General features: G+C 39.1%; 30 protein-coding genes. 10 read left to right on the top strand and 20 right to left on the bottom strand.

Features of this window, described 5'->3' with window-relative positions:
* Nucleotides 1-84: 84 nt before the first annotated feature.
* The 3 genes from V6984_RS11775 to V6984_RS11765 are packed head-to-tail and all read left to right on the top strand — an operon-like array spanning nt 85 to nt 3,836.
* On the top strand, nt 85-1,302 hold the full coding sequence (locus tag V6984_RS11775) for an ABC transporter permease (RefSeq protein ID WP_342755830.1): 1,218 nt from the start codon (nt 85-87) through the stop codon (nt 1,300-1,302).
* Between the two features lie 16 nt (nt 1,303-1,318).
* Nucleotides 1,319-1,999: an ABC transporter ATP-binding protein gene (locus tag V6984_RS11770; protein WP_342755829.1), complete on the top strand. Its 681-nt coding sequence runs from the start codon at nt 1,319-1,321 to the stop codon at nt 1,997-1,999.
* Nucleotides 1,992-3,836 (top strand): hypothetical protein, encoded by a 1,845-nt coding sequence (locus V6984_RS11765; RefSeq protein ID WP_342755828.1) that lies wholly within the window; start codon nt 1,992-1,994, stop codon nt 3,834-3,836. Before V6984_RS11770 ends, V6984_RS11765 begins: the two co-directional genes overlap by 8 nt.
* Nucleotides 3,837-3,857: 21 nt before the next feature.
* On the opposite strand, the gene V6984_RS11760 is transcribed toward V6984_RS11765, so the two are convergent.
* From V6984_RS11760 to V6984_RS11750, 3 genes are read right to left on the bottom strand one after another with little or no spacing between them, the layout of a single operon-like run.
* Nucleotides 3,858-4,619, bottom strand: a complete 762-nt coding sequence (locus tag V6984_RS11760) for a CPBP family glutamic-type intramembrane protease (RefSeq protein ID WP_342755827.1) — start codon at nt 4,617-4,619, stop codon at nt 3,858-3,860.
* 48 nt (nt 4,620-4,667) lie between these two features.
* The gene (locus V6984_RS11755; protein WP_342755826.1) at nt 4,668-5,318 is read right to left on the bottom strand and encodes an SdpI family protein; all 651 of its coding nucleotides are present in this window, start codon (nt 5,316-5,318) and stop codon (nt 4,668-4,670) included.
* Nucleotides 5,311-5,598, bottom strand: a complete 288-nt coding sequence (locus V6984_RS11750; protein WP_342755825.1) for an autorepressor SdpR family transcription factor — start codon at nt 5,596-5,598, stop codon at nt 5,311-5,313. Before V6984_RS11750 ends, V6984_RS11755 begins: the two co-directional genes overlap by 8 nt.
* A gap of 287 nt (nt 5,599-5,885) precedes the next feature.
* Between V6984_RS11750 and V6984_RS11745 the strand changes: the two genes are divergently transcribed.
* The 4 genes from V6984_RS11745 (at nt 5,886) to V6984_RS11730 (ending at nt 9,157) form a co-directional block, all read left to right on the top strand.
* Nucleotides 5,886-6,380, top strand: a complete 495-nt coding sequence (locus V6984_RS11745; protein ID WP_342755824.1) for a MarR family transcriptional regulator — start codon at nt 5,886-5,888, stop codon at nt 6,378-6,380.
* Between the two features lie 91 nt (nt 6,381-6,471).
* Nucleotides 6,472-7,647, top strand: a complete 1,176-nt coding sequence (locus V6984_RS11740; RefSeq protein ID WP_342755823.1) for an ArsA family ATPase — start codon at nt 6,472-6,474, stop codon at nt 7,645-7,647.
* A 55-nt stretch (nt 7,648-7,702) separates the two neighbouring features.
* Nucleotides 7,703-7,927: a hypothetical protein gene (locus tag V6984_RS11735; protein ID WP_342755822.1), complete on the top strand. Its 225-nt coding sequence runs from the start codon at nt 7,703-7,705 to the stop codon at nt 7,925-7,927.
* A 69-nt stretch (nt 7,928-7,996) separates the two neighbouring features.
* Entirely contained in the window at nt 7,997-9,157 is a 1,161-nt protein-coding gene (locus V6984_RS11730) for an ArsA family ATPase (RefSeq protein ID WP_342755821.1), read from the top strand.
* A 60-nt stretch (nt 9,158-9,217) separates the two neighbouring features.
* Here the strand turns inward: V6984_RS11730 and V6984_RS11725 are convergent, their stop codons facing one another.
* Genes V6984_RS11725 through V6984_RS11715 form a run of 3 tightly spaced genes read right to left on the bottom strand, consistent with a single transcriptional unit; the run spans nt 9,218 to nt 11,264 of the window.
* Entirely contained in the window at nt 9,218-9,451 is a 234-nt protein-coding gene (locus V6984_RS11725; RefSeq protein WP_342755820.1) for a hypothetical protein, read from the bottom strand.
* A gap of 32 nt (nt 9,452-9,483) precedes the next feature.
* On the bottom strand, nt 9,484-9,930 hold the full coding sequence (gene dtd / locus V6984_RS11720) for a D-aminoacyl-tRNA deacylase (RefSeq protein WP_342755819.1): 447 nt from the start codon (nt 9,928-9,930) through the stop codon (nt 9,484-9,486).
* A gap of 2 nt (nt 9,931-9,932) precedes the next feature.
* Nucleotides 9,933-11,264: an AI-2E family transporter gene (locus V6984_RS11715; protein ID WP_342755818.1), complete on the bottom strand. Its 1,332-nt coding sequence runs from the start codon at nt 11,262-11,264 to the stop codon at nt 9,933-9,935.
* Nucleotides 11,265-11,520: 256 nt separating this feature from the next.
* Between V6984_RS11715 and V6984_RS11710 the strand changes: the two genes are divergently transcribed.
* The gene (locus V6984_RS11710; protein WP_342755817.1) at nt 11,521-12,573 is read left to right on the top strand and encodes a tyrosine-type recombinase/integrase; all 1,053 of its coding nucleotides are present in this window, start codon (nt 11,521-11,523) and stop codon (nt 12,571-12,573) included.
* Nucleotides 12,574-12,586: 13 nt separating this feature from the next.
* Here the strand turns inward: V6984_RS11710 and V6984_RS11705 are convergent, their stop codons facing one another.
* The 10 genes from V6984_RS11705 to V6984_RS11660 form a co-directional block, all read right to left on the bottom strand.
* A complete protein-coding gene (locus tag V6984_RS11705) occupies nt 12,587-12,928 on the bottom strand; it encodes a nitroreductase family protein (RefSeq protein WP_342759993.1) in 342 nt (113 codons plus the stop codon).
* A gap of 2 nt (nt 12,929-12,930) precedes the next feature.
* Entirely contained in the window at nt 12,931-13,074 is a 144-nt protein-coding gene (locus tag V6984_RS11700; protein WP_342755816.1) for a hypothetical protein, read from the bottom strand.
* Between the two features lie 203 nt (nt 13,075-13,277).
* Nucleotides 13,278-14,003, bottom strand: a complete 726-nt coding sequence (locus tag V6984_RS11695) for a pentapeptide repeat-containing protein (protein WP_342755815.1) — start codon at nt 14,001-14,003, stop codon at nt 13,278-13,280.
* Between the two features lie 154 nt (nt 14,004-14,157).
* Nucleotides 14,158-14,676 (bottom strand): methyltransferase family protein, encoded by a 519-nt coding sequence (locus tag V6984_RS11690; RefSeq protein WP_342755814.1) that lies wholly within the window; start codon nt 14,674-14,676, stop codon nt 14,158-14,160.
* 12 nt (nt 14,677-14,688) lie between these two features.
* A complete protein-coding gene (locus tag V6984_RS11685) occupies nt 14,689-15,234 on the bottom strand; it encodes a DUF1697 domain-containing protein (RefSeq protein ID WP_342755813.1) in 546 nt (181 codons plus the stop codon).
* Between the two features lie 420 nt (nt 15,235-15,654).
* Nucleotides 15,655-16,371 (bottom strand): ABC transporter permease, encoded by a 717-nt coding sequence (locus V6984_RS11680; RefSeq protein ID WP_342755812.1) that lies wholly within the window; start codon nt 16,369-16,371, stop codon nt 15,655-15,657.
* Nucleotides 16,368-17,183: an ABC transporter ATP-binding protein gene (locus tag V6984_RS11675; protein WP_342755811.1), complete on the bottom strand. Its 816-nt coding sequence runs from the start codon at nt 17,181-17,183 to the stop codon at nt 16,368-16,370. Before V6984_RS11675 ends, V6984_RS11680 begins: the two co-directional genes overlap by 4 nt.
* Entirely contained in the window at nt 17,183-17,983 is an 801-nt protein-coding gene (locus V6984_RS11670; RefSeq protein WP_342755810.1) for a MerR family transcriptional regulator, read from the bottom strand. Before V6984_RS11670 ends, V6984_RS11675 begins: the two co-directional genes overlap by 1 nt.
* Nucleotides 17,984-18,146: 163 nt before the next feature.
* A complete protein-coding gene (locus tag V6984_RS11665; RefSeq protein WP_342755809.1) occupies nt 18,147-19,094 on the bottom strand; it encodes a hypothetical protein in 948 nt (315 codons plus the stop codon).
* Nucleotides 19,095-19,364: 270 nt separating this feature from the next.
* Nucleotides 19,365-19,736: a LysM peptidoglycan-binding domain-containing protein gene (locus tag V6984_RS11660; RefSeq protein ID WP_342755808.1), complete on the bottom strand. Its 372-nt coding sequence runs from the start codon at nt 19,734-19,736 to the stop codon at nt 19,365-19,367.
* Nucleotides 19,737-20,042: 306 nt separating this feature from the next.
* Between V6984_RS11660 and lexA the strand changes: the two genes are divergently transcribed.
* Nucleotides 20,043-20,660: a transcriptional repressor LexA gene (gene lexA / locus V6984_RS11655; protein WP_342755807.1), complete on the top strand. Its 618-nt coding sequence runs from the start codon at nt 20,043-20,045 to the stop codon at nt 20,658-20,660.
* A gap of 169 nt (nt 20,661-20,829) precedes the next feature.
* Nucleotides 20,830-21,597 (top strand): GNAT family N-acetyltransferase, encoded by a 768-nt coding sequence (locus V6984_RS11650; RefSeq protein WP_342755806.1) that lies wholly within the window; start codon nt 20,830-20,832, stop codon nt 21,595-21,597.
* A gap of 64 nt (nt 21,598-21,661) precedes the next feature.
* Here V6984_RS11650 and V6984_RS11645 read toward each other — a convergent pair whose 3' ends face one another.
* From V6984_RS11645 to V6984_RS11630, 4 genes are read right to left on the bottom strand one after another with little or no spacing between them, the layout of a single operon-like run.
* On the bottom strand, nt 21,662-22,303 hold the full coding sequence (locus V6984_RS11645; protein WP_342755805.1) for a cytidylate kinase-like family protein: 642 nt from the start codon (nt 22,301-22,303) through the stop codon (nt 21,662-21,664).
* A 15-nt stretch (nt 22,304-22,318) separates the two neighbouring features.
* Nucleotides 22,319-23,032, bottom strand: a complete 714-nt coding sequence (locus V6984_RS11640; protein WP_342755804.1) for an ABC transporter ATP-binding protein — start codon at nt 23,030-23,032, stop codon at nt 22,319-22,321.
* Nucleotides 23,033-23,047: 15 nt separating this feature from the next.
* A complete protein-coding gene (locus tag V6984_RS11635; protein WP_342755803.1) occupies nt 23,048-23,806 on the bottom strand; it encodes an ABC transporter ATP-binding protein in 759 nt (252 codons plus the stop codon).
* Between the two features lie 2 nt (nt 23,807-23,808).
* A complete protein-coding gene (locus tag V6984_RS11630) occupies nt 23,809-24,900 on the bottom strand; it encodes a branched-chain amino acid ABC transporter permease (protein WP_342755802.1) in 1,092 nt (363 codons plus the stop codon).
* Nucleotides 24,901-24,903: the final 3 nt, after the last annotated feature.

The following is a 24,903-nucleotide window of genomic DNA, read 5'->3' as shown; positions in this document are numbered from 1 at the left end:
ATGCAGACAATATTATAGAAGATTTTATGTAAAAGGATATTTGTATTTAGTGTATCCGTTTGAAAAAATAAAAGGATGTGATGTATGTTTTACCTACATATGGTTTTATGCAACTTAAAACGAAATAAATGGAAAGGCATAAGTACAGCAAGTATCTGTATATTTGTTTTCATTTTACTAAATTTATATTTAACTTATATTTATAATTGCAGGATGCAATTGAATGAGCTACCCAACATCAGTCCTATATATTGCAGTATTTTTAACCTTAATGGTTCATCACAAGTAGGACTTGAAATTTCTGAAGACTTGATAAAAAAACTTGAGAATAGTACTAAAGTAAAGAATGTTGATTTTTCAATTCGTATGGTGGCAGGAATAGGGGATTTTCCCATAGAAGACTGGAACAAAAAGCTTAATTTGAATGTTGCCGGCGTTAATTCCATAACCGCAGTTTCCGGTATCTCATTAGATGATATTCATATGGAAGATGATGTTGTAAATTTTTTTACTTCGTCGTATCCTACCTGTATTATCAATAAGTCTATAATGGAAAAAAATCAATTAAGGATAGGAGATACCGTTACACTGAATTTATATTATCAATACTATGATGAAAAAGAATACTTACATTATGCGCCGCTTGAGCTCTTATCACTGGAAATCATCGGTACAATGGATTTGTTTAACACCAATACACTACAATTGCCCCCAGACATTCTAATCCCTTTTGAGACAGTTCGAGAAGTATTTCATCGGAATAAAATTGATTTCTATGTTGATTCTGCTTCTTTTTATGTTGCGGATCCATTGCAGCTAAATGCTTTTAAAGATGAAATGAAATCCTTTGGGCTTTTAGAAAGCGTTCCCACTGCAAAGCTTAGCTATGACGGAATTGCATTAACAGTACGGGATACTACGTTTCGAACATTGGCCAGTCAATTACGTCAAAGTATAGATGCGTTAGAAGGATTCTTTCCATTTATATCAACCATTGTAATATTCATCGGTTATATTACTAGTTTTCTTTTGCTTAACAGCAGGCAAAAAGAATATGCACTTATGAGGGCGTTAGGTGCCGGAAGGGGAAAATGTTTTTTAATATTCTTTTTGGAACAATTCTTTCTGATAATATTAGGAGCGTTTATAGGCGGTGGGACAGCGAACCTGATATTAAAAGGAACACTAGAAGTTGTAACTACGGGGAACATCTTTTTGTTCAGCTATTTTTTAGGATGCATGGTCGCCTTGTGGAGAATTGGAAAAACTAGCGTAATAGAAGCATTGTTTTGTACAGAATAGTCAGGAGTTGAAGCTAATGGAAATTATAAAAGCTGAAAATGTAGGATATGTTTACAAGACCAAATATCAGAAAATTGAAGCGGTAAAGAATATGACCTGTTCCTTTGAAACAGGTAAAATATATTCCATAGTTGGAGAATCCGGAAGCGGAAAGAGTACTTTTTTATCACTTCTGGCAGGATTGGACTTACCTAGCTCCGGTGCTCTTTATATACAAGGAGAGGACATCCGTTCCATCGATCGGGATAAATATCGGATGGAAAAGGCATCCGTAGTTTATCAACTGTTTCATTTGTTTCCATTATTAACAGCACTGGAAAATGTAATGTTTCCAATGACATTAAAAGGTGTGCCCATCAAAGAAGCAAAAGCGAAAGCAAAGGAGCTGATAATTAAAGTAGGACTAGGGGAAAAAATATTAAAACAGTTCCCTCAGATGATGAGCGGAGGAGAGCAGCAAAGAGTAGCCATTGCCAGAGCAATGGCATCGGGCGGAAATATTTTACTGGCAGATGAACCGACCGGTAATCTCGATACGAAGAATGAAGTACATATTGTAAATTTGTTAAAGGCTTTAGCCCATGAGGAAAATTATTCGGTCATAGTCGTTACTCATAATCCGAAAGTTGCATCAGAAACAGATATGATATTACGTATGCAAGACGGAATACTGATCGAGGTGCAAAAAAATGATTAGAAACAGTATCAAACAAATATTGCGGATGCCGATCAGAAGTTTCTCGTTCTTGCTTCTGATTGCTGCTTCCGGTATGTTTCTTACACTGGGTGCCGTGCTTTGGATCATCAACAACTCAGTTATTAATACTTATGAGGATACTTTTATTACCATAGGAACCGTGGAACAAAAAGCATTATCCATCAATACCACTACCAGATGGAATGCGGAGAAAAAGGACTATGATCTACGACAGCAGCCGGTATATTCGCGCTTGCTTCCTATCTCTATGCTATCTTTTGAAGGAGCTAATTATATCCATGAACCGGAAAAACGATCATACTATGGCTCATATGCCCCTAATTATACTTTATTTCGTACGAATGAAAGTTATATTGAATTATTGATTGCGGAAGTAACGCCCTTAGAAGACTGTATTCCAGATGAATCCGTAAGAGTAAAGATTAACAAACTGTTTTTTGGTAATGCCTCGTTAGAGGGTACAACGATTTGGTTCTGCAACCATCGTAATGAAACTCCCCTGCCTTTGGAAAAAGGGAAAAATTATGCTGTTATCATAAATTTGTCGGCATGGGCACATGGTTCCCGTTTTGAGAAGTCAGGGGATGCAGCTTTACGACTCCTTGAATATGGTCCAAATTCTATATACATAGAAGAATATGAATCGGACGGTACCCTTAAAAAAGACCCATTGGAAGATGAAAAGAATAATTCTTCTCCTTACTATGAAGTAACAGAAGGATTTTATGACAGTGATATTGGAAAAAGGCTGTTAAGTCTGGCGAAAGGTTACGACATGTCATATAAGACTCTGCCTGTTACCGGAACCAATTCCACGACTCTTTTAATGCCATTTTATAGTGGAGATGCTTATATTAGTCAGGGAAGAGATATCTTAGGAGAAGAATACGAGGATGGAAAAAAGGTGTGTCTTATCTCTGATGTTTTTGCAAAAAATAATAATCTTACAGTAGGAAAACAAGTTAACTTACAACTTTATTGTACGAATAGTCAGTATTCTGCAGGACGAGATGCTATTTATCGATCTAACGGGGCAGAAGGAGAAGTCTATTCTGTTTTTGAAGACAGCTGGTATACCGTTGTCGGTATCTATACGGCGACTCTGGGAAACAGCCAGATGAACTATAATATGGGGGGAGATGAAGTGGTTGTCCCAATGAAATCTATTGAGAATCCGGCAACCAATATCATAAAGTATGGTCCGATGAAGGGATATAATACCTCTTTTCAAATACCAAATGGTAGTATAGATGATTTTCTGGCCGAATGGGAGAAATATAATACAGATGAACTCGAAATCACCTTTTATGATATGGGATATTCACAGATTAAATCAGGACTTGAGAATATGAAGCTTATGTCTCTTGTGCTTTTAATCATTGGATTATTTATGATTATTTTTCTCATGCTGTTTTATAGTCATTTGTTTATTGGCTATCAAAAAGTGCGAACAGCAATTGAACGCTGCCTGGGAGTAACAAAGAAAAATGCCAGAAGGTCTATACTTTTTGGTATCATACTTTTACTTTTTCTTGGAAGCACCATTGGCTGTGGTATGGGTGGCTTTTTATCAAGACATATTTCCGCTGAAAGTTTAAATCATATCTATTATGATTCCAGTTATAGTAATATAGCGGAGGCGGAAGTAAAAGAAAACATCTTGGAGGAAGATGAAAATACACTGGTAGTAGTTATCACGATTCTAGTATCTATTACAGTTATTAACTTGCTGGGAATGGTAATTTCTATCTATAGAATCAACCAAAACTTAAAAATAAAACCTATGAAGCTGCTTAGTGAAAAAAGGAATCAATAAGTTAAAGATTTCGTGATATTTTCATATAAACAGCAGCCATATTATTTTGGAGACTATATGGACGCCCGCATGGGCAAACATAGCATAGTGTATTCCATATTTGTGGTACAGGCCTCCAAAGACAAGTCCTAAACCACCATTATACAGGAAGCAGCGAAAAACAATGATGGGTGTAAGTGTGCCAAAGGTACTGATAGTTGCGGGCAGATGACCCGCCGCAAATAAAGCAGCGGCAAGGATATTGGCCACGATAAAAACGCTTTGAGTAATATGTGCCTTATCATGTTTTCGGACAAATATCTTCCACAGCAGAAATGCGAAAAGCGACATCAAAAACAGACGCATCAATACTTCTTCCACGACGCCTCCATAAAAAATAGATGATATAAAACTTGCTGGTGTGACTTGTATTTCGTATGTTTCCGCAAGGCCGGGTATTGTTTGACCAAACAACCAATAGTCCAAACCGAATAATATGCCGGATATCAGAGTAGCAATGGCAGTAGATAAAAGCGGTTTCTTCTCGAACTTGAACGGTCGCATTAACCCGGTTTTATCCGAAAGTATATATCCGAAAAAACCACATATTGAGGTAAATATCACAGCCTGCAATGCACCCGAAAAAAGGAGTGCCATGTAGCCGTCGGATGCGGAAATTAGCTCTTGGCGCACTGTTGACCCATAACTGTTCATGGTGTAAATAATGGTGAAAACTCCGCCGATGGCCGCGATTGGAACCATCGTCGCTGCAAATCGCAAAGGATTCTTTATTTTCTTTAACATAAGGGGACCTCATCCATTCCGTAATTACTTTGAGGGGTTTACTACTAATTAATTGGATTCACGCCTGTATAGTGAATATGAATAGAACACCGGGATAAGTGCCAGCGCTGCAATAACAATAATATCAACAGATATATAGGCAAACGTTTTTTTTAACAGGAAATTGGAGATAATCAGCAGCGCCCCGCAAACAATATACAGGTACCCGGCTAATCTATGAGTCTTATTCCAGTTGGCTGTGTCATTCAGTGTCCAGGGCAGTTTAATTCCCATGAAATTATTTTGACGGCTTTTGGGGAGATAGTTGCCGATAACGATCAGCAACAGTCCTACTAGCAGCGAACTGACCATAGCTATCGGGATATCGGTTCCCATAGCAATGAACAGCATGATAGGCACTGATATTACTGACAATGCCGGAGCGAGCCATGTGAGTATTTGCTCACCGGCCTTGGCCCGTAACTGACTTTCGCCTTTAGGATCACCCATCAGGCGCATTTTAGATAACAGCAGATTGATAATGAGAAAAACTATCGGCATACCAAATGCTGCAATCGCTTTATGAACATAGTTGTCGGCTACACTGGCAACATTCCAGTGAATTGCGATTTTGCCGGGCAGGCTGGTATACACAACCGCCGAGAAAATCATCGGCAACAAGCAAAGTAATGATGTAATCCAAGTGCGCTTTTTATTCATGTTCAGTTCCTCCTTCATCTTTACCGCCAAACTGCGAAAACCAAACCATGATTTCCTCAAATACGGACAGGTTCAGTTCATAATAAATGAAATTCTTATACTTCGTTTCAAAGATGAGCCCGGCTTTTTTGAGTTGTGATAAATGATAGGATACAGTTGCGCTTGTCATATCGAAATGTCCTGCAATATCCCCGGCAGACATGCGTCCGCCTTTAAGTATAACAAGGATTTCTCTGCGGACCGGATCGGAGAGCGCTTTAAATGTTTCCGGAAAACCCAAATCATCACCTCCAAAAAACTAATTAGATAGATTTCTAATTAGATGATAACACAGGCGCACAGCCCCGTCAACAACTATTTTGAAAACCATCTAAATAGTTGTTGTGTAAATCTACTTAATACCTGAATTAATCAGGCTTTTGGACATGCCTTTTATCCTAAACCTTAAATGATACTTTACCCTAATGTTTTAGTAAAAATAAAGTATAAAAATCTCTTGACAAACAAATACTTCGAGAGTAGAATTAAAATAGTTCGAAAGAAGAAATATTTTGAGGGAGTGGAATAATGGAACAAGACCTTCACAATCTGGAAGATATCATTTTTCAATATATTGATAAAATTAAGCTGCTAATTTCAGCCCAAACCTGGCAGAATATTCTCTTGGATTGCTCCAAGAATGAACTTTTTATCCTTCTTTTACTTTATCGGCAGGATGAGATTAACATGACTCAGGTTGCTGAGTATATTGATGTTCCGCTCAATACTGCGACAGGAATCGTAACCCGCATGGAAAAGAAGGGAATTGTTGTTCGGGAGAGAAGTCCTGAGGATAAGAGAATTGTGACCATTCGTTTAACGAACGAGGGGAAGGAATGTATTCAAAGAATCATGAAAGAATTCCTGCATTACGGACAGGTGATACTTAACAATTATACGGCAGAGGAAGTGCAGTTAATATTTAAAATGATTGACAAAGGAATTTATATACTTATGGATGAATATAAGCAAAGGGAAAAAGCAGAGCAAAGAACAAAAATCAGAAAAATACAAATTGATTAGAAAAAAGCTGTCGTAATATTCGGCAGCTAAAATCATAACAAATACTTCGAAAGAAGAACTATTCGGAGGCCGAATTAAGGAGATGACTACTATGAGCAGAATATTAATTTTTACAGGAAAAGGCGGAGTAGGAAAGACTTCGGTTGCAGCGGCTCATGCCAGAAAATCGGAGAAAGAGAATAAGAAGACGTTGCTTGTCAGTACGGATATGGCCCATAATCTCAGCGATTTATTTGATATGTCTTTTGGCAGGGAAACGAGCGAGATATCCAAATATTTGGATGTGCTGGAGATTGATCCGAATTATGTTATGGAGCATGATTTTAAGAATATCATGACGGCCTTCATGAATATGATTGCACCACCGGACAGGAACGGCAGCGCGCAAGAGGATGTTGTTATGCTTCCGGGAATGGAAGAACTGTTCTCGCTGCTGAAAATACTTGATATCTATGAAAGCGGCAAATATGAACGTATTATTGTGGACTGTGCGCCTACGGGAGAAACACTGTCTTTGCTTAAGTTTCCGGAGCTTATGTCCTGGTATATGGAGAAGTTTTTCCCTGTCGGCAAGCTGGCGATACGGGTTCTTTCCCCAATATCAAAAAAGATGTTTGAGGTAGAGCTGCCGGATAAGGCAGCGATGAGTGACATTGAGCGGCTATATGTGAGGCTGATTCAACTGCAGGAATTATTAAAGGATGACGATGTGACCTCGATACGATTGGTAACCATTCCCGAAAAGATGGTCGTAGAGGAGACAAAGCGCAATTATATGTATATGAATCTCTATAATTTTAATGTGGATGGAGTGTTTATTAATCGCATTCTGCCAGGTGATATCGGTAATCCGTTTTTTGATAAGTGGTTAGACATTCAGAAGAAATATATTGAGGAAATTGAGAATGTATTCAGCGACCGGGCGGTCTATTATATCCGCTGGTATGATACGGATTTATGCGGTCTGGAGGCGATTGATCAGTTATGTGAGGAGGTTCTTGACCAGCCCGAGTTATTTGAAATCAGGAAGAATCAACCGGGAGAAATGTACGAAGCAACAGAAGAGGGATACCGTCTCAGTTTATATCTCCCCTGTATTAAAAAGGAGGATATTGACCTGCGCCAGTCAGGAACGGACTTAATCATTAAGATCGGTAATTTCAAAAGAAATATTCCGATACCGAACTCCCTGAGAAATTATCGCATTATATCAGCAAAAGCAGAAGAACAGATATTAAATATCCGATTTGTAAAAGAGGTCGATTAAAATAATAAAGCTATGGAATTTTATGGTGTGTCAGGCACGCAGATAGGAGCAGCATATGAAAAGAGAATTTATCGATAAAATGAAAGAAGCTAAAAAGTTGGAAAAGGAAGCCTATATGCTTATCCTGCCAGCGAACGTACGCGGTCATGTTGAAGTAATTGAGAAGGAAATGAAAGCAATGTTTCTGGAGTGTATAGCAGAATGCATTGTGGGTAAAAAGGAGGATGAAAAGAACGGCGGAGCAGACCAAGGCAAGGTCCAAAAGGTTGATATTAGTTAACAAAAGCATATAACATACTTTTTGTTTATGATTAGATTTGAACTGCCATGCGGCAGAAATGGAGGCATTATGAGAATAATATTATATACCGGTAAAGGTGGCGTTGGCAAAACCAGCATTGCGGCTGCCACCGCCTGCAAGATTGCACGCAGCGGTAAAAAAGTATTGATTATGAGCACGGATCAGGCGCATAGCCTTGGAGATTCCTTTGAGCAAAAACTTAACAATAAACCGGTTATGGTTTCGGATCATTTATATGCGATGGAGATAGATGCTGTAGCAGAAAGTGAAGAGGCCTGGGGGAATATGCAAAGCTATATAAAGCAGATTCTGACCTCGCGCTCCCAGAGCGGTCTGGAAGCGGAAGAATTGCTGGTATTTCCCGGACTGGAAGAATTATTTTCATTGTTAAAGATACTTGATTACTATGAAAAGGGGGATTACGACGTTCTTATTGTAGATTGTGCACCAACCGGTGAGACACTTTCCCTGCTTAAATTCCCGGAGATGTTCGGAGGCTTTATAGAGAAGGTGCTTCCGATGAAACGCAAAGCAGCTAAAATAGGAGGACCACTGATTGAAAAATTAGCAAAAGTACCTATGCCAAAGGATGATGTATTTGATGATATTGACGCATTAACAGCACGATTGGGAGCGTTGCAGAAGCTTATGAGCAATAAGGAGATAGTCAGTCTGAGAATCGTTACGACACCGGAGAAAATTGTAATTAAAGAGGCGAAACGAAATTATACCTGTCTTCATATGTATAATTATAATGTTGATGCAATCATTATAAACCGGATCTATCCGGGTAAGGCATTGGAAGGTTATTTTAATCATTGGGTAAAGCTTCAAGAGGAAGGGATTACGGAGATAGAAGAAAGCTTTCATAAGCTTCCGATTTTCAGACTGGAGCTGCAGCAGAAGGAAATCAGATCCTTGCCGGTGCTTGAAGAGGTTGCCTGGATACTGTATCAGGATCAGGAGCCAACCGCGGTATTTGCTAAAGAAAAGATATTTACGGTTCATAAATGTGAGGAAGGCTACCGCATGGAAATTAATCTTCCTTTTGCTGATAAACAGGAAATGGATTTAAATCAAAAGGGCGGAGAATTGATCTTAAGCATTAAAAACGAAAGACGGCGTTTTTTATTACCCGACAGTATAAAAAGCAAAGAAATACAGTCGGCCAAATATGAAGATGGTAAATTAAAGTTATTCCTTATTTAAACAGTTAACTAAAAAGAACCAGACGAATAACTATTCGCAAAAGACAAGTTTAACGAATAGTTATTCGTCTTTTTCGCGGAAATCTTCAGTGCTGTTATATTTGGTTACATAATTGTTATATTCCAAAGATTTACGGCGTTTTTCAATTGCCTCACGGTGTTCTCTATAAGTTCTATGCGTACCCCCAATATTGAGATCATCTATTTTTTTTCTATTACGTTTTGTTCCTTTGGAATATACGAGAAAATACATTATGATAACAATACCTGCGATTAATAATGCTGTCGACATCATATTAAAACCTCCTTATGATTATTTGCGGTCATCTATAATTCTTCTGAATCTAATATTATGGTAAAAGGCCCATCGTTAACGAGGGAAACCTTCATGTCAGCGCCGAATTCTCCTGACTGCACGCAGGTAATTTCTTTCCGGCATTTTTTCAGAACATATTCATATAATGAATTGGCCATGTCAGGAGCACCTGCACGAATAAAGGAAGGTCTGTTCCCTTTTTTGCAATCTGCATATAATGTAAATTGTGAAATAATTAACAATTCCCCGTATACCGTTTTTATATCCAGATTGGTCTTTCCATTCTCGTCCTCAAAAATTCGTAAACCAATCAGTTTATTGACCATCTTATCAGCGATCACCTCCGTATCCGCCTGGCTGACGCCTACAAAAACGAGAAATCCCTCTTCTATTTTTCCGATTACCGTATTTTCTACTTCTACTTCTGCTTTTTTTACTCTTTGCACAATAAAACGCATGATTAATCTTCCTTCTCAACTTCATCCTTAGGTTCATTTTTCTCAGTTTGAGCTTCGTCTGTATTCTGCCCGGATTTTGAAAAGGTTCCCTTCTCCGGTTCATAAGGAATGAAAACGCCGTCCTCGATCGAGCCGACATCCATATAATCATTGGTTTTAACCGGCATCTTCTTTTTGAGGAGCATCTGGTTGATCAAAGAACGTATGCCTGCATAGATGATTGCGAAAATAGGCACACCGGCAATCATGCCAAGGATTCCGAACATTCCGCCGAATAAGGTAATAGAAAAGATTACCCAGAAACCGGATAAGCCAGTGGAATCCCCCAGAATTTTAGGCTCCAGTATATTTCCGTCAACTTGCTGAAGAATCAGGATGAATATGATGAAATAAAGGCATTGAAGAGGATTTACCATTAAAATCAATAACGCACTGGGAATTGCCCCCAAATAGGGTCCAAAAAAGGGAATAATATTCGTAGTTCCAACAATTACGCTTATTAAAACGGAATATGGTGTTCCCATTAAGGTCGTTCCTGCAAAACATACGAGACCTACCATAACGGAATCGATAATCTTGCCGACAATATATCCACTGAAGGTCTTGTGGGTAAAACGTACGTCGGTAATTACCGCGTTGGCCGTCTTGGTTTCGAACAATGCATAGGCTATCTTCTTTGCTTGTCCCGCAAACAATTCCTTACTGTACAGAATATATATGGAAATAATAAAGCCGATGATCAAATTCCAAAGTTGCATCAAAAAGCCCAAAAAGCTTAAAGAAATGCTTTTTAGAATCCCGTTCATCTGAGGAATCAGATTATGGTTCAAATAATTGGTCATTTCCTCGGAATATTGGTCGAATAAATCCGTTACTACTTTTTCAATATCAGGATTATCGGCCAGAAGCTTGGTCGTCCAGACGGTAAGATTATTGATATAAATAGGAAACTGAAAAATAATGCTTTGGATACTTCTTATTAACTGCGGAATGACCATTGCGAAAAATCCATATAACACCACGGTAACTATAGTCACCGTGATCAGAATGGAAAATCCTCTGATTCTTTTTGAGTTCTTTTTATTTATATTAATTTTGCCTCTGATACATAAAGGAATAATTATTTTTTTCTCTATCGCATTTAAAACGGGGGTCAATAAGTATGCCAAAAGAAAGCCGTCCAGGACAGGCATTGCTATTCGTGCAACGGTGTGAAAACCGATTGAGATATTTGCGCCATGGAACAATAAATAATAGAAACAAATCGCGGCAGCAATGACGATAAATGCCGTTACCCCCCAATAAAAGTACTTTTTATCAATACGAAATTTCATGAATCTCTATTTTTACTCCTTCTTAAGCCGTACTAATTTTTCATAATATCGACGATATTAATTCGGCATATTAATTTTTGTTAAATCGATATTATAATTATACCATTAATCCGGCATGTTGTATCGCCAAATCTAAAAAAATAGGTAAATTAGATGAAATTATAAAAAAAAATGATATAATACTATTAAATCCGCAAGGAACATAGACCATGAAATTACGGTCTTAAGATATGAAAGGATGGCCGATTTTATTAATATGGAAAGCAAAAAGAATTATCACGATGAACAGAATAAACTGAATACGACTCGCATGAGAAATGTTCTTTCTGAGCTGCCACCCTTCTGCAAACAATTTTTCAGAGGAATCGAAAACAATACCTCCTCTAAGACACGGCTTGCATACGCGTATGACTTGCGGGTGTTTTTCGAGTATATGCACGAAAATAACAGCTATTGCAAAAAAATGGAAATCAAGGACTTCCCGCTGTCTATGCTGGATGACATTACCAGAGAAGATATAGAGGAATATCTGGAATACATAAGCTTTTATCAAAAGGACGATAAGGAAATCACTAATGAGGAGCGCGGGAAGGCACGTAAACTGGCTTCTTTAAGGAGTTTTTACAATTATTTCTATCAATCCGAGCTCATAAGAAATAATCCGGCAGTTCTCGTTCCTATGCCCAAGCTTCATGAAAAGGAAATCATACGTCTTGATGCAGACGAAGTAGCGGTGCTGCTGGATCAGGTGGAGGACGGCACCAAGCTTACCAAAAGTCAATTGAAATACCACGAAAAAACAAAGGTTAGAGACACTGCCCTGCTCACTCTCCTGCTCGGCACGGGCATTCGTGTGTCCGAGTGCGTAGGCCTCGACTTGGAAGACGTTGATTTTAAAAATAACGGTATTAAAATCCGGCGCAAAGGCGGTTATGAAACGGTCGTTTATTTCGGGGACGAGGTGGAGGAGTCACTTAGAAGCTATTTGGAGCAAAGGCATCACACTATTCCCCTCTCCGGTCATGAAAATGCTTTGTTTCTATCCATGCAGAACCGCAGAATCACTGTCCGCGCCGTCGAAAATCTGGTTAAAAAATACGCGTCCACGGTGACGACACTTAAGAAAATAACTCCGCATAAGCTTCGAAGCACCTATGGAACCTCTCTTTACCGTGAAACCGGAGATATTTATCTGGTGGCTGATGTTCTCGGCCATAAGGACGTCAATACGACGAGAAAGCATTATGCCGCGCTGGAGGACGAGCGCAGGCGCAAGGCGGCAAAAGCCGTCAAATTGCGGGAACCATAATTTCATATTATGATTATTTTTTAGGATAGAAAATACCTCCGTTACCTATTTCGAAATGTTTTTTTGCAATACCTAAGTCGATAAGGTCCATTGAATAGTCATCCGCAATCTGCGCGCTTAAGATGTTGTTTTCATATTTAAACGTTACTTTTTGTGTGTTTTTAGCACTTGGAGCAAGTAATACGGCTTTCATTCCTTCTTGTACCCATTGAGGCAAAGGCTGATTGCTTATAATTCTTTCTTCTATGTTCTTTATTTTTCGGTGTGAAATCGACCGCATCATTTTTTCTTTTAATAAGGGTGCAGCCACTTTGCCTACTAAAACAACACAGGTTAATTCCTCGTTGTCATCAATAATTAATTCTTCCTTATCAAAAGTACCGCCAACCCAACAGGATTCAGTTCGCTAATAAGAGAAACGATTTCCCCCTTTTCCGGATCTGTAATCGGCTCGCTTTCAAATGTTCTCCGTGAAACTCTTTTTTCTATTGCACTGCGCATGAAACTACCTCCATATTATTCTGATATTTGTGTTCATAAGAACTTTGTTAATATTACAGCTTTATTGCTCTTGTCAATAAATATTGTGGAAAATATTCACTCAATATACCGCTGCTATCCCAATCTTCTCTCGAATTCCTTTTTTGGCTTTTATATATAATTCCTCCGGCACAAAGCCGATAAAAATGTTTGTGTTTAATTTTTTATTTTTTCCAAGTTGCCGGACGAGACAGATATGATGGGATCTTTGTGTTTAAATTCCCCTTTGTGGAATTTATCTGCATTTGTGTTAAAAAGATACTCTCACTCAAATCGGTATTTTTCAAATTTGCATCACGCATATCCGTGCCTAAAAAATTAGTCTTCTTTAAACTGCACTCCTCAAGGTTCGCTGCAATCATCAGTGACATGCTGAAATCTCTTTTATCAAGATTCGCTCTTTTAAAATCCTGTCCCAAATATTCTGTACGGTGCTTTCCTTTGGAAGAGTTGCCCAAAACTAAGGCAGTTATTTGTTTCAAAACATCATTCACTTTCGTCCTATATTTAGTGACGTTCAGTTCCGGGAGGTCATCTAATGAAGCACTGAGCATTTGTTCATTCTCAATAATAAGTGCGTCTATCGTCGCTTTTAAATTCTTATCTGAAGTCAAAGTAAATGCTTCCATAAGATACCACAGCATCTGGTGCAACTGAAATACAAGCTCAAATACATTAAAGATTCTGTTTGCCTGCCGGGTGTCGGTTTTCCATGTGTCCGGATAACAAATCTTAGTTGTTTTCTGTCCTGCACCAAAGCAATCATAAGCCAAACAGCCTTTATAATTTTGATCGCCTAGTTTGGAATGTATTTCGCAGCGAAAATCTGACGCCAAGTGCCTGCATGGTTTTCCGGCTTCTTTGTCCATAGGAAAACCATCTGTCTTCATACAATATAAAGCGACACAACACAGGCCTTTGCATTCCTTACAATCAATTTTTAAGGCTGTCATCATATTTGAATATTTGTTATCAAGTATATTATTTGTCATGATATTCCTATCTTGGAAATTAAACTCTTCTTTCCCGATCTACATCCTTATCTTAAATATAACGCCTCACTTTTTCCATATAATTTATGTACTCTTCTCCAAATTCTTTAACGCACCATCTTTCTTCGGAAAGAATAATCCAATGCGCCGATATCTGAAAAATGATTACTAACGCAAACAGGATGAGCGATTGCGTAAGTAAAACACAACCTAAGAAATAAATAAAATATGACACATATATGGGATTGCGGGAAACACGATAAAGCCCTTTTAGATTTATTCCATTCTTTGCAGGCTTTGCAAAATTTAATATGGACACGATGCACAATAAGATTCCGAAACTATATACGACTGAACCGGAATAAAACCATATTGAATCGATATTTATCCTGAGGAAACACAAATATAGGAATAAAAATATGGTTGAAATTTGATAAAACCAGAAAGCAGTCTTCTCTTTTCCGATCAGAGGCGGAAAAAAGGCGGCACGTTTTAACGATTCTTTATTTGACGACCATAAGAGCCCGTATCTTATCAGCACAAGTGGAATTAAAAGTAGAAATCCGCTCATTTTATCTCCTTCTTACTGCTTCTCCAAAAGCTGTAATAATTTTTTAGCAGTATTCGCATTTCTTATCGTAATACTATTATATGCAGGCTTGCCTACAATTTTTGACCATCTCGTTCTGGAGAATGTATCAATTGGCGCAGACCAGAAAATTACTTGTCCGTAATAACCAACTTGCTCATACTCCGGTTTAGCGATGCCGACCTGCTCTATTATTTCTGCCGCGGTAGCAGGTGGTATCACAAAAATTGCGTTGTGCTTTGATTGTGTATCATTATCCCACCAAGTTGGTGCATGGCGCAGAGCGGCAGATATATCTTCCGCAGATATGATCGTAACAATTATATTTAAATTAAATTTATCCGCTATCGCCGCTTCACAATTTTTTCTAATTTCACCTTCATCATTATTATAACTGGAAAAAATAACATTTCCACTATTGATATAGGTAACAACATCCTTATATCCGTTATCTTCAAACATCATTTTCAGCTCCGGCATTGATATTTTGTTTTTGCCGCCAACATTTATACCGCGCAATAATGCAATATATTTTTGCATAGGTTTATCCTTTCTCAGCTTATTATCATATAAATAATATTTAAACATTTTTAATTTAATTTTATCATATGGTCAGGAATATATCAAATAACGATATCTATATGCAGAAGCCACTGTTGATCCGGATACAGATCAACCATATCTGGAGGCTATTATTACTGCCAATGGTACACCGATTTTTGGAGATACTACTACTTTTTTCAAGATATTTAATAGAAGCGGTTCAACATTTGTCGTCCAGGCCGCGCTGACAGCAGGAGATGAAATAGGAGTGAGTATAAGTACAGATTTTCCTGTTTTAGGCTATTTGAATCGCTCTTTAACTATTGTTCAATTAAGTGATTAATTGATTTTAAGTGAAATAAAAAAGCGTAGGTTCTGGACTATGATTAGTCCGTGAACCTATGCTTTTTTGTACTCTCACGTTTTTTGCAGCCTTTTCAACAAAAGAACGCATAGTATAGCTGCGGTTAAAAGGATAGTTATCAAAGGCCACAGGCTGCCAAAATGAAAAATATCGTCCGCCATCATATCATATCCCCAAGTCGCAGGAAATATTTTTCCCGCGATCTTAAAAAATCCAGGCAGTAAAGCAACAGGGAACATAATCCCCGACAACATAATGGATGGCAGAAATATTACTTGTGAGATCATTGTGAGTTTTGATTGATTTTTTACCGATAATCCTAAGACACATCCAATACTTAACGATGCCGCAATAAAAACTGCCAGTGAGCCAAAATACAACGGAAAGCTTGCCGGTGGTGCTGCGTCAAAAGCAATGGGAGCCACGATATATATGATAGCACACATGATTAACAGATGGATAAACGCTGATAAGAACATCGAAATCAGGCCAAGATACAACGGTACCCCATTGGCCTTGTATACTTTCTTAATATCGCTTCCATAAATCTCTACAAGGGAAGGCGGCAGGCCTATCAGCGCGCCGGTTGATACGCCCAGCACAGTCATAGATTGTATAAGCGTATTCTTAGCCTCGGGGTTTATGGATGTGAATATCCCTCCCATAACAGCGAAGAATAAAAGCGGAACCACATAACAAGTAATCAACAACGATTTACTCCGTATATCCAATTTCCATTGCAATGTTACTCCGTACAAAAACGCACTCATTCGCTCTTCCCCCTTGCTATGTTGATAAAATGCTGTTCAAGCGTTCCTCTGTCTATTTTAATATCTGTCACGGCAATTCCCCGCTGCTTGAAATCTTCAAGCAAAGTCAGCATGGTATCCCCGATGTTATCGGATTCAAAGTTCTCTTCTCCCTGCTCGGTCTTAATATGAAGAATATAACGTTTGCCTACTTTTGAGGTCAATTCTGCAACCGTACCCCAAAAAACAATATTGCCGTCATTCAGAATGGCGATGCGGTCACATAGGCTTTCTACCTCCGCCATATCGTGACTTGCTAAAATAATCGTCTTTCCCTGACTTTTCAATTTCCGGATTTGGTCATGGAGCGATATTCTGCCTTCCACATCGAGTCCGGCAGTAGGTTCATCAAGGAACACAATATCCGGATTGCCTATTAAGGCAAGGGCAAGGTGCAACCGCCGCTTTTGCCCCGTTGACAAATCTGTGTACAGAGTTTTCGCAAGTTCGTTAATCCCAAGGGTGCTGAGCATAGAGTGATCTATTTTTGTCTTATTCCACTTTGCAAATAACCTTACAGCTTCCATCGGCCTAATATAATCAGGGAGAGACGCCGATTGCAGTTGAATCCCCCTCCGTCCATTCACCACGATACTGCCGCCATCATATTTTCGTAAGCCTTCAATACATTCGAGGGCCGTGGTCTTGCCTGCGCCGTTCACTCCAAGCAATGCAAAAATTTCACCTTTCTCTACATTGAAATTTAAGCCTTTTAGTACCGTATGATCACCATAATTTTTCTTTAGCCTGTCAATTTGTAATGCATAATTCATTATTTTACACTCTCCTCAAACGGATTATAGCCTAATGCAGTGAAATAGGCTCCTAAAGCCGGCTCGATAAATGAGCTGGCAATTGCTTGTTTTTGATTCCATTCGTTGTCAGGACCATTAATGCTTTCTGTTTCCATAAGTTTTGACAACATATTCATATCACCGCCCGTAAAGTCTATAAGCATTTCCCAAAATTCTTTGGCGAGATCCTGGCCTTTCTCGCTTTCGGGTGGTATGCTGTCTTTTTGAAGTCGTATTGCTTCGCTTTGCAGGCGAGTGAAGGCCTCCATCATCGCGGCGCCGCTATCCATATCGAAGCGGTTGCGGAAATGGTCAAGGGTCTTATCATCGAAATGCTTGATAAGCCAGTAGGACTCATTTTTCATTTGCAGATTAACGATAATATCAGCATATTTCTTAAAGTCCACAAATTGCATCTGCAGTACTTCCGCTTGCAGCGTTTCGATTTCTTTGAGGGAAGCCGACAGTGCTTCCATTTTCTGACGGATGCCGGCGGCTTGTTCTGTAAGTGCATCCGCAACATCAGCGGGAGTATCAAGAGTAATCAGACGATTTTTTATATCATCCAATGAAAATCCCAGATGTTTCAGCGACAGAATCTGATAGAGTTTAATTACATCCTTATCCGTATAAAGCCTGCGGCCTCCTGCGCTCTCTGAAGATGGTGAAAGCAGCCCTTCTTTGTCATAGTATTGTAAGGTGCGGACAGTAACTCCCATTTTTCTTCCGACCTCACCGACCGTCATGTATCCTTCCGGTATCGCTTTATATTTTTCCATGTCTAGAACCTCCTGTTTATATTATAATTCATTACGTTACGTCACATGCAAGATGTTTTTGTGATTTCTATACTATTTTTTGTATGAGTGATAAGTGTTCTGTATGTGACCACAATTCAACCTATAAAAAAGAATCATGCCCAATATAAGGACATGATTCTTTTCACTTCTTCATATTCGTTCTTATAATTAAATCATTCAGTCCTGCTTTTTCACCTTCAAGCTCTTTAGCAACAGAATTGAACATGGATGTTAATCGATTCAATACGCTTTCGATTTGACTTTTAATATTCTGTACCTGTGTTTGAGATTGTTTTATTTTATCTAGTACCGCCCAATCTGCAAATAGTCCGTCAAAGAAATAGTCTGCAAAGCATAAAAAGCTATCAATGCTGACCTGCATATCCGCGTGAATCGTTATGTCAGTCAGCTCTGTCTTAAAACGGTGCAACTGTACCTGCAGGTATTCGACCTGTTTCTGAGCTTCATCCAGATGGCCATGCTTTGCCATATCCGTAAGCAGTCCGCCTCCTAGCAAATCCCATGTCCCCCAGCCTTCAGCGCTGCCAAGGCTGGCGAGAATGCGGTTTGTGATACTGAGTGCAGTCTCACCGGCAATTAAAGCCTCTTTGATTTCGTTCATTTGATTCTCCAGATAAGTAATGCGTTCCTCCGTCCGGAAGATCTTGACAGCTTCTTGGGACCCGATGGCCTTAATAGCATCCGCCTTATCTTTCAACATTTTTTCATATTGCTGTTCGCATCCACGCAGCTGAATAAGCTCTGTCTCGTTGTGCCGAATATCTTCCTCCACTGCAAAAAGCTCACGCGCAATGACATCATATTTCACTCTGGCAGCATAAGCTTCCTCTCGCTCTTTATTCAATTTTTCATCTTTCTTTCCGATCACAGCATAGAAAAAAGCTGTTAAGCTGCGGCCTTCCAAATGTTCAACATCAGCCTGCGCGTCTAACTTACTCTTTCGAAGCTCATCGGCCCTAGTACTGAGCACCTCATGCTGCGTGTATAATTCCTTCAGTTTGGATTCCTTTCGCTTTTTCTGCATTGTCTGCTGTTGGAGAAGTTGTAACTGTTCATCATAATATGCCATAATGGTGCCTTCTTTCTATATGTTTGAATTTTTGTCGCCAGCTCGGCGGAAAACGGTAAATGACATCTGAATTCATTAAAAGCAATATAGCACAAGCCTATGTTTTTTTCAATTCCATTTCTGGATGAAGCGTAAAAAACCCGCCTAAGAATGAAACCATAGGCGGGCTATAAAATCTTTTGTAAGACTTATATTAATGCAAAAACTTATATAATGTTAAATTTCTTATAAATATTATAAGAAATCATATATAAAAAGGATTACTGAATATTATAGGGAGTCATTAATAAATTCCGAAGAATAATAAGGAATGATAAGATAATTTCCTGCAACAATTTTATCATCTCTCAGTCCATTTATCTTTATTAATTCATTCACATAGCTTTCTGCTGATGAATAATTGCCATCCATATTCTCGGAAGCGATGGACATCAGCGTATCGCCGCGTTGTATGATGATGCTTTTGTAATATTTGTATTCAATATCATCAGAGCTAGATTTTGCGTTGGATAAAAAAGCGTTGACCCCAAAGGATAAAGTTGCTACAAGAAAAAATGTCATTGCAAATAAAAATATATTCTTTCTCCTCTGGCGCTTCCTTCTCAATTTATTGTTTAAAATTCTTCTTTCGCTTTTACTCATTTGTAACCACGCTCCTTTCTCACTTTTTATTCCGAGCTAAAAATTATCATTTTATATGCAAACTGTCGGATATATACCCTGGGCAAAGCCCTTTCTATTGGATTAAACACGAACAAATGTTTCGAATATTTGTTCTATAAGCGAATTATATCGAACAAATATTCTGATGTCAAGCTTTTTATACAAATAAATCGAACAAATATTTGGAATATATGTTTGCTTTTTTGCTTTTGTTATGCTATACTGAATCCAATAAAATAAATTTTATCGATAAAGATACTATTTCGAAGAAACGGGAGGTCCAATATGGGGTATGGTAAGATTACAAATAAACAAAAAGAAATTTTAGAATATATAAAGGAAATCATTTTAACTAGAGGTTATCCTCCGGCTGTTCGCGAGATTTGCGAAGCGGTCAACTTGAAATCCACTTCATCGGTACACTCGCACTTGGAAACCTTGGAGAAAAACGGATATATTAGAAGAGATCCTACGAAGCCGCGTGCGATCGAGATATGTGACGACAGCTTTCAAATGGTTCGGACAGAAATGGTCAGCCTTCCGGTTATCGGTCAGGTGGCGGCTGGACAGCCGATTTTAGCAGAGGAAAATATTGAGAGCTACTTTCCTGTTCCGGCGGATCTCGTACCCTCCGGAGAATCGTTCGTCTTAAAGGTAAAAGGAGATTCCATGATAAATGTAGGTATTTACAATGGCGATCAGATTTTCGTCAATTCCTGCAATTCCGCTTCAAACGGTGAGATGATCGTGGCTCTTGTAGAGGATTCTGCTACTGTTAAGACCTTTTATAAGGAAAATGGTCATATCCGTTTACAGCCGGAAAATGATTTTATGGACCCTATTATTGTGGATGATTGTCAGATTTTAGGTAAGGTATTCGGTGTGTTCCGTTTAATGAAATAAATAACCGACAGTAAAATAAGAACGTTTTGTGAAGACGGCAGTTCCTTCGCAAGGCGTTCTTTGTTTTTATAAGAAGACTTGGAATACAATAGAAAATCAATTAAGAATGTGGTACGATAGATATGGAAAAGTAACGAATGGTTTAACATTAAACCGAAAGGAACTATTTATGACAAATCATGAAATCCTGCAAATTGCAATGCAGCAATCGGCGATAGATAGCTATTGTCAAACTGATGATTTCCTTAGTACAGAAAATAAGGTCGTTATTTCCGGAAGACAAGCCGCCGCCAGGAAATATTTAGAACTGCCCTTTTACTGTGATTTGACTTCATATGGAAATAATATCGTCGCGTCTGTATCGGAGAGCCTGGTTGAAATTGTAAAAAACTATATAGATAAATATCCTGCCGAACATTGCTTTGAAACGCCGAATCTGCTCGTTTTGATCGAAAAGCTTAAACCATTTGATTTAAATATTTGTTTTATGGCAGAATACTTTTTGCCGGATATAAGTATTATTAAACCACTTGCGTGTAAATATCAACTAAAAGTCATGCAGCCAATGGATTTTGACGACTGTTATTTACCTGAATGGAGCAATGCACTTTGTGAGAATCGAAAGCCTCTGGATGTATTAGCCGTGGGGGCATTCGAGAATGAAAAACTGGTTGGTCTTGCAGGATGTTCGGCAGATTGCGATACCATGTGGCAAATAGGCGTTGATGTGCTGCCGGAGTATAGACATCAGGGCATAGCATCATCTCTTACTAGTACCCTTGCAGTTGAAATCCTCGATAGAAAAAAGGTTCCCTTTTATTGTTGTGCATGGTCAAATATAAAATCGGCTAAAAATGCAATAAGAAGCGGATTCCTGCCAACATGGGTACAAATCACCGCAAAGAAAAATGACTTCATTGACCGGTTGAATAAATAAATTAAAATGGGGAGAGATTTATTCTAATCCCACCCCATTTTAATTTATAAATCATGAGACCTCATCAGTCATGAAACCTCACATCGATATACGACTTTATTTCCTCCACACATCGGTCGAAGCCTAGTTTAGAACTGTCCAGACATAAATCGTAATTTCTGGCATCCGTCCACTCTCTTCCCGTGTAATACTTATAATATTCTGCTCTGCTTTTATCTATTTTGGCTATGTATTTTTCTAATTCCTTAGATGACATACTGACTTTTTTAGCGGCCTGTTCCATACAATAATCCTTTGGAGCGTGGATAAAAACGCTTAATACGTTATCGTTGTCTTTTAACACATAATCAGCGCAACGTCCGATAATGACACAGGATTCATCCTCAGCAAGCTGCTTGATAATCTTTGCCTGATAATTAAATAAGTTGTTATCCGAGATAAAATCGTCGCTTTCCGGAGGAATCAGTTGTCCCGTATATACACTTTTGACTATCTTTAGCAGGTGGGTCATTTTTATCTTTTCATCAGCATTGACAAAAAGTCTTTCGTTTATGCCGCTTTCCTCTGATGCCAGCTTAAGCAGTTCCCTGTCGTAATAGTGGACGTTTAAATCTTTGGACAGCATTTCCCCTATGGTACGTCCGCCGCTCCCATACTGTCTTGCAATTGTTATAACCACTTTCGAATTACAGCGTGATTTATTCATAGCCTGCCTCCTAATTTACGCTTCGCCAAGATAAGCCTTTTTGATGGAATCATCGTTTAAAAGATTGCTTGCTTTTCCCTCCAGAACGATATCACCCGTTTCGAGCACGTAAGCACGGTCTGCGATGGAAAGTGCCTTCTTCGCATTCTGCTCCACCAAAAGAACCGTTGTACCGCTCTCGCTTACCTCTCTGATAATATCGAAAATCTCGTTCACAAAGATGGGCGATAGGCCCATGGAAGGTTCATCCATAAGAATAATTTTGGGATGTGACATAAGGGCTCTTCCCATAGCCAACATCTGCTGCTCTCCGCCGCTGAGTGTACCGGAAACCTGATTCTGGCGTTCCTCTAAGCGGGGAAACCTTTTATAAACAGCCTTTAATGTTTCTTCGATTTCGCTTTTATCTTTACGCGTATAAGCACCCATTTTCAGATTCTGAAGCACTGTAAGCTCTGAGAAAACTCGTCTTCCTTCGGGCACATGGGCCATTCCCATAGATACGATTTTATATCCGGGAACCTTCGTTATATCCTGCCCTTCAAAGGTAATGCTTCCTGCTTTTGGGGAAAGCAACCCGGTTATCGTATGGAGGATAGTCGTCTTGCCCGCGCCGTTGGCGCCGATCAAAGCGATGACCTCGCCCTCGTTTACGTCGAAGGAAATACCTCTGATGGCTCGAATTACGCCGTAATACACTTCCAAATCCCTGATTTCAAGCATTGCCATTTTACCTATCTCCTCCTATTCTCCAAGATATGCTGTAATTACTTGAGGATCGTTGAGCACCGTTCCTGTTTTACCTTGTGTAAGAACGCGGCCGAAATTGAGTACCGTAAGCTCTTCACAAATACCGGAAACTAATTTCATATCGTGCTCTATCAATAAAATGGTCATTTTGAATTCATCTCTTACAAAACGAATTGTGTCCATCAACTCTCCGGTTTCGTTCGGGTTCATACCTGCCGCAGGCTCATCGAGAAGCAATAGCTTTGGATTCGTTGCCAGCGCTCTGGCAATTTCTAATTTGCGCTGCTTTCCATAAGGGAGATTTGAAGCCAGATAATCGGCTTCCTTATCCAGGTCGAAGACCTTCAAAAGCTCCATAGCCCGCTCGTTCATCTCTTTTTCCACCCTGAAATAGGAAGGAAGCCTGAGAATTCCCTCTATTGCCGAATAATGATAATTGTTATGAAGTCCTGCTTTCACGTTATCCAATACCGATAACGCTTTAAAGAGCCGGATATTTTGAAATGTTCTGGCGATGCCGGCCTTATTGATATCCATGGTTTTTAAGCCTGTGATATCTTTATCATCCAATTTGATAATCCCTTCATTGGGTTTATATACACCTGTCAGGAGATTGAATACTGTAGTTTTTCCGGCGCCGTTAGGCCCGATAAGACCGTATAACTGCCCTTCCGTTACTTCGATATTAAAATCGTCCACCGCTCTCAGTCCGCCAAAAGAAATGGTTAAATTTTTTATTTCCAGTAATGCCATGGCTATTTAACCTCCTTTTCTTTGGAAAGCCTCTTAGGGAAATATTTCTCTCTCATGCGCTCTTTCCATTCAATCGCTTTCGGACTCCAGTTAAATAACATCATAGCGATCAATACAATCGCGTAAATGAGCATTCGATAATCACTTAAGCCTCTTAAAAGCTCCGGCAATAAGGTGAGTACGATTGCCGAAATGATAGAGCCTCTGATGTTCCCGATGCCGCCAAGTACTACGAACACAAGAATCATAATAGACATATTGTAGCCGAAATTCTTGGGAAGTGCGGTAAGTGTAGATAAATTGTGGGCATACAGTGCCCCTGCAACGCCTGCAATAGCCGCGGATATGGAAAACGCCATCAATTTATATTTTGTAATATTGATTCCGATGGATTCAGCAGCAATGCGGTTGTCGCGGATGGACATGATTGCCCGCCCGTCTCTCGAATGAATCAGATTCAATATGATAACCAAAGATAAGAATATCAGAAGAACTCCTACGGTAAAGCTGGCATCGTGGGGAGTTCCGGTAATACCCTGCGCACCGTTTACGATAATCTCTCCTTCCGCGTCCATATTCAGGGAAAGAAAATCCTTCATGGAGAAATGAAAGCCATTCTTATCTCTTCCTATATACATAACATTTACAAGGTTCTTAATGATTTCTCCGAAGGCTAAAGTAACGATAGCCAGATAGTCACCCTTCAGCCTAAGAACCGGGATACCGATTAAGATGCCGAAGATACCTGCCACAACAGCCCCGATAAAAAGAGCGATGATGAAACGCACTCCGTCCGGTATAGAGCCGTCCACACACTTCGAGAAAAATGCACCGGCAAAGGCACCTACGCACATGAAGCCGGCATGTCCCAAGCTAAGTTCACCTAAAATGCCTACAGTTAAATTAAGGGATATAGCTAACATCACATAGATGCAAAGAGGAACCAAAAGGCCTTCCATCAGACTGGATATATTGCCGGTAACTAATAATAGCTGAACTACAATATATAACACCAGTACTATTGCATAAGTGATAAAATTATTTTTTGTTATTTTGTTTAATTTTTTAGGATGTATCCTGGATATTTTATTCATGGC

It is taken from the genome of Kineothrix sp. IPX-CK, assembly GCF_039134705.1.
Taxonomy (GTDB): Bacteria; Bacillota; Clostridia; order Lachnospirales; family Lachnospiraceae; genus Kineothrix; species Kineothrix sedimenti.
Note: the sequence above shows the minus strand (reverse complement) of the source record. Positions and strands in the feature narration are given on the sequence as shown.

Bases quoted from the DNA above. Each gene is read 5' to 3' on its own strand.
- V6984_RS11775 (WP_342755830.1), top strand. From the start codon at position 85: ATGTTTTACCTACATATGGTTTTATGCAACTTAAAACGAAATAAATGG.
- V6984_RS11770 (WP_342755829.1), top strand. From the start codon at position 1,319: ATGGAAATTATAAAAGCTGAAAATGTAGGATATGTTTACAAGACCAAA.
- V6984_RS11765 (WP_342755828.1), top strand. From the start codon at position 1,992: ATGATTAGAAACAGTATCAAACAAATATTGCGGATGCCGATCAGAAGT.
- V6984_RS11760 (WP_342755827.1), bottom strand. From the start codon at position 4,619: ATGTTAAAGAAAATAAAGAATCCTTTGCGATTTGCAGCGACGATGGTT.
- V6984_RS11755 (WP_342755826.1), bottom strand. From the start codon at position 5,318: ATGAATAAAAAGCGCACTTGGATTACATCATTACTTTGCTTGTTGCCG.
- V6984_RS11745 (WP_342755824.1), top strand. From the start codon at position 5,886: ATGGAACAAGACCTTCACAATCTGGAAGATATCATTTTTCAATATATT.
- V6984_RS11740 (WP_342755823.1), top strand. From the start codon at position 6,472: ATGAGCAGAATATTAATTTTTACAGGAAAAGGCGGAGTAGGAAAGACT.
- V6984_RS11735 (WP_342755822.1), top strand. From the start codon at position 7,703: ATGAAAAGAGAATTTATCGATAAAATGAAAGAAGCTAAAAAGTTGGAA.
- V6984_RS11730 (WP_342755821.1), top strand. From the start codon at position 7,997: ATGAGAATAATATTATATACCGGTAAAGGTGGCGTTGGCAAAACCAGC.
- V6984_RS11725 (WP_342755820.1), bottom strand. From the start codon at position 9,451: ATGATGTCGACAGCATTATTAATCGCAGGTATTGTTATCATAATGTAT.
- dtd (WP_342755819.1), bottom strand. From the start codon at position 9,930: ATGCGTTTTATTGTGCAAAGAGTAAAAAAAGCAGAAGTAGAAGTAGAA.
- V6984_RS11715 (WP_342755818.1), bottom strand. From the start codon at position 11,264: ATGAAATTTCGTATTGATAAAAAGTACTTTTATTGGGGGGTAACGGCA.
- V6984_RS11710 (WP_342755817.1), top strand. From the start codon at position 11,521: ATGGAAAGCAAAAAGAATTATCACGATGAACAGAATAAACTGAATACG.
- V6984_RS11700 (WP_342755816.1), bottom strand. From the start codon at position 13,074: ATGCGCAGTGCAATAGAAAAAAGAGTTTCACGGAGAACATTTGAAAGC.
- V6984_RS11695 (WP_342755815.1), bottom strand. From the start codon at position 14,003: ATGAAGACAGATGGTTTTCCTATGGACAAAGAAGCCGGAAAACCATGC.
- V6984_RS11690 (WP_342755814.1), bottom strand. From the start codon at position 14,676: ATGAGCGGATTTCTACTTTTAATTCCACTTGTGCTGATAAGATACGGG.
- V6984_RS11685 (WP_342755813.1), bottom strand. From the start codon at position 15,234: ATGCAAAAATATATTGCATTATTGCGCGGTATAAATGTTGGCGGCAAA.
- V6984_RS11680 (WP_342755812.1), bottom strand. From the start codon at position 16,371: ATGAGTGCGTTTTTGTACGGAGTAACATTGCAATGGAAATTGGATATA.
- V6984_RS11675 (WP_342755811.1), bottom strand. From the start codon at position 17,183: ATGAATTATGCATTACAAATTGACAGGCTAAAGAAAAATTATGGTGAT.
- V6984_RS11670 (WP_342755810.1), bottom strand. From the start codon at position 17,983: ATGGAAAAATATAAAGCGATACCGGAAGGATACATGACGGTCGGTGAG.
- V6984_RS11665 (WP_342755809.1), bottom strand. From the start codon at position 19,094: ATGGCATATTATGATGAACAGTTACAACTTCTCCAACAGCAGACAATG.
- V6984_RS11660 (WP_342755808.1), bottom strand. From the start codon at position 19,736: ATGAGTAAAAGCGAAAGAAGAATTTTAAACAATAAATTGAGAAGGAAG.
- lexA (WP_342755807.1), top strand. From the start codon at position 20,043: ATGGGGTATGGTAAGATTACAAATAAACAAAAAGAAATTTTAGAATAT.
- V6984_RS11650 (WP_342755806.1), top strand. From the start codon at position 20,830: ATGACAAATCATGAAATCCTGCAAATTGCAATGCAGCAATCGGCGATA.
- V6984_RS11645 (WP_342755805.1), bottom strand. From the start codon at position 22,303: ATGAATAAATCACGCTGTAATTCGAAAGTGGTTATAACAATTGCAAGA.
- V6984_RS11640 (WP_342755804.1), bottom strand. From the start codon at position 23,032: ATGGCAATGCTTGAAATCAGGGATTTGGAAGTGTATTACGGCGTAATT.
- V6984_RS11635 (WP_342755803.1), bottom strand. From the start codon at position 23,806: ATGGCATTACTGGAAATAAAAAATTTAACCATTTCTTTTGGCGGACTG.
- V6984_RS11630 (WP_342755802.1), bottom strand. From the start codon at position 24,900: ATGAATAAAATATCCAGGATACATCCTAAAAAATTAAACAAAATAACA.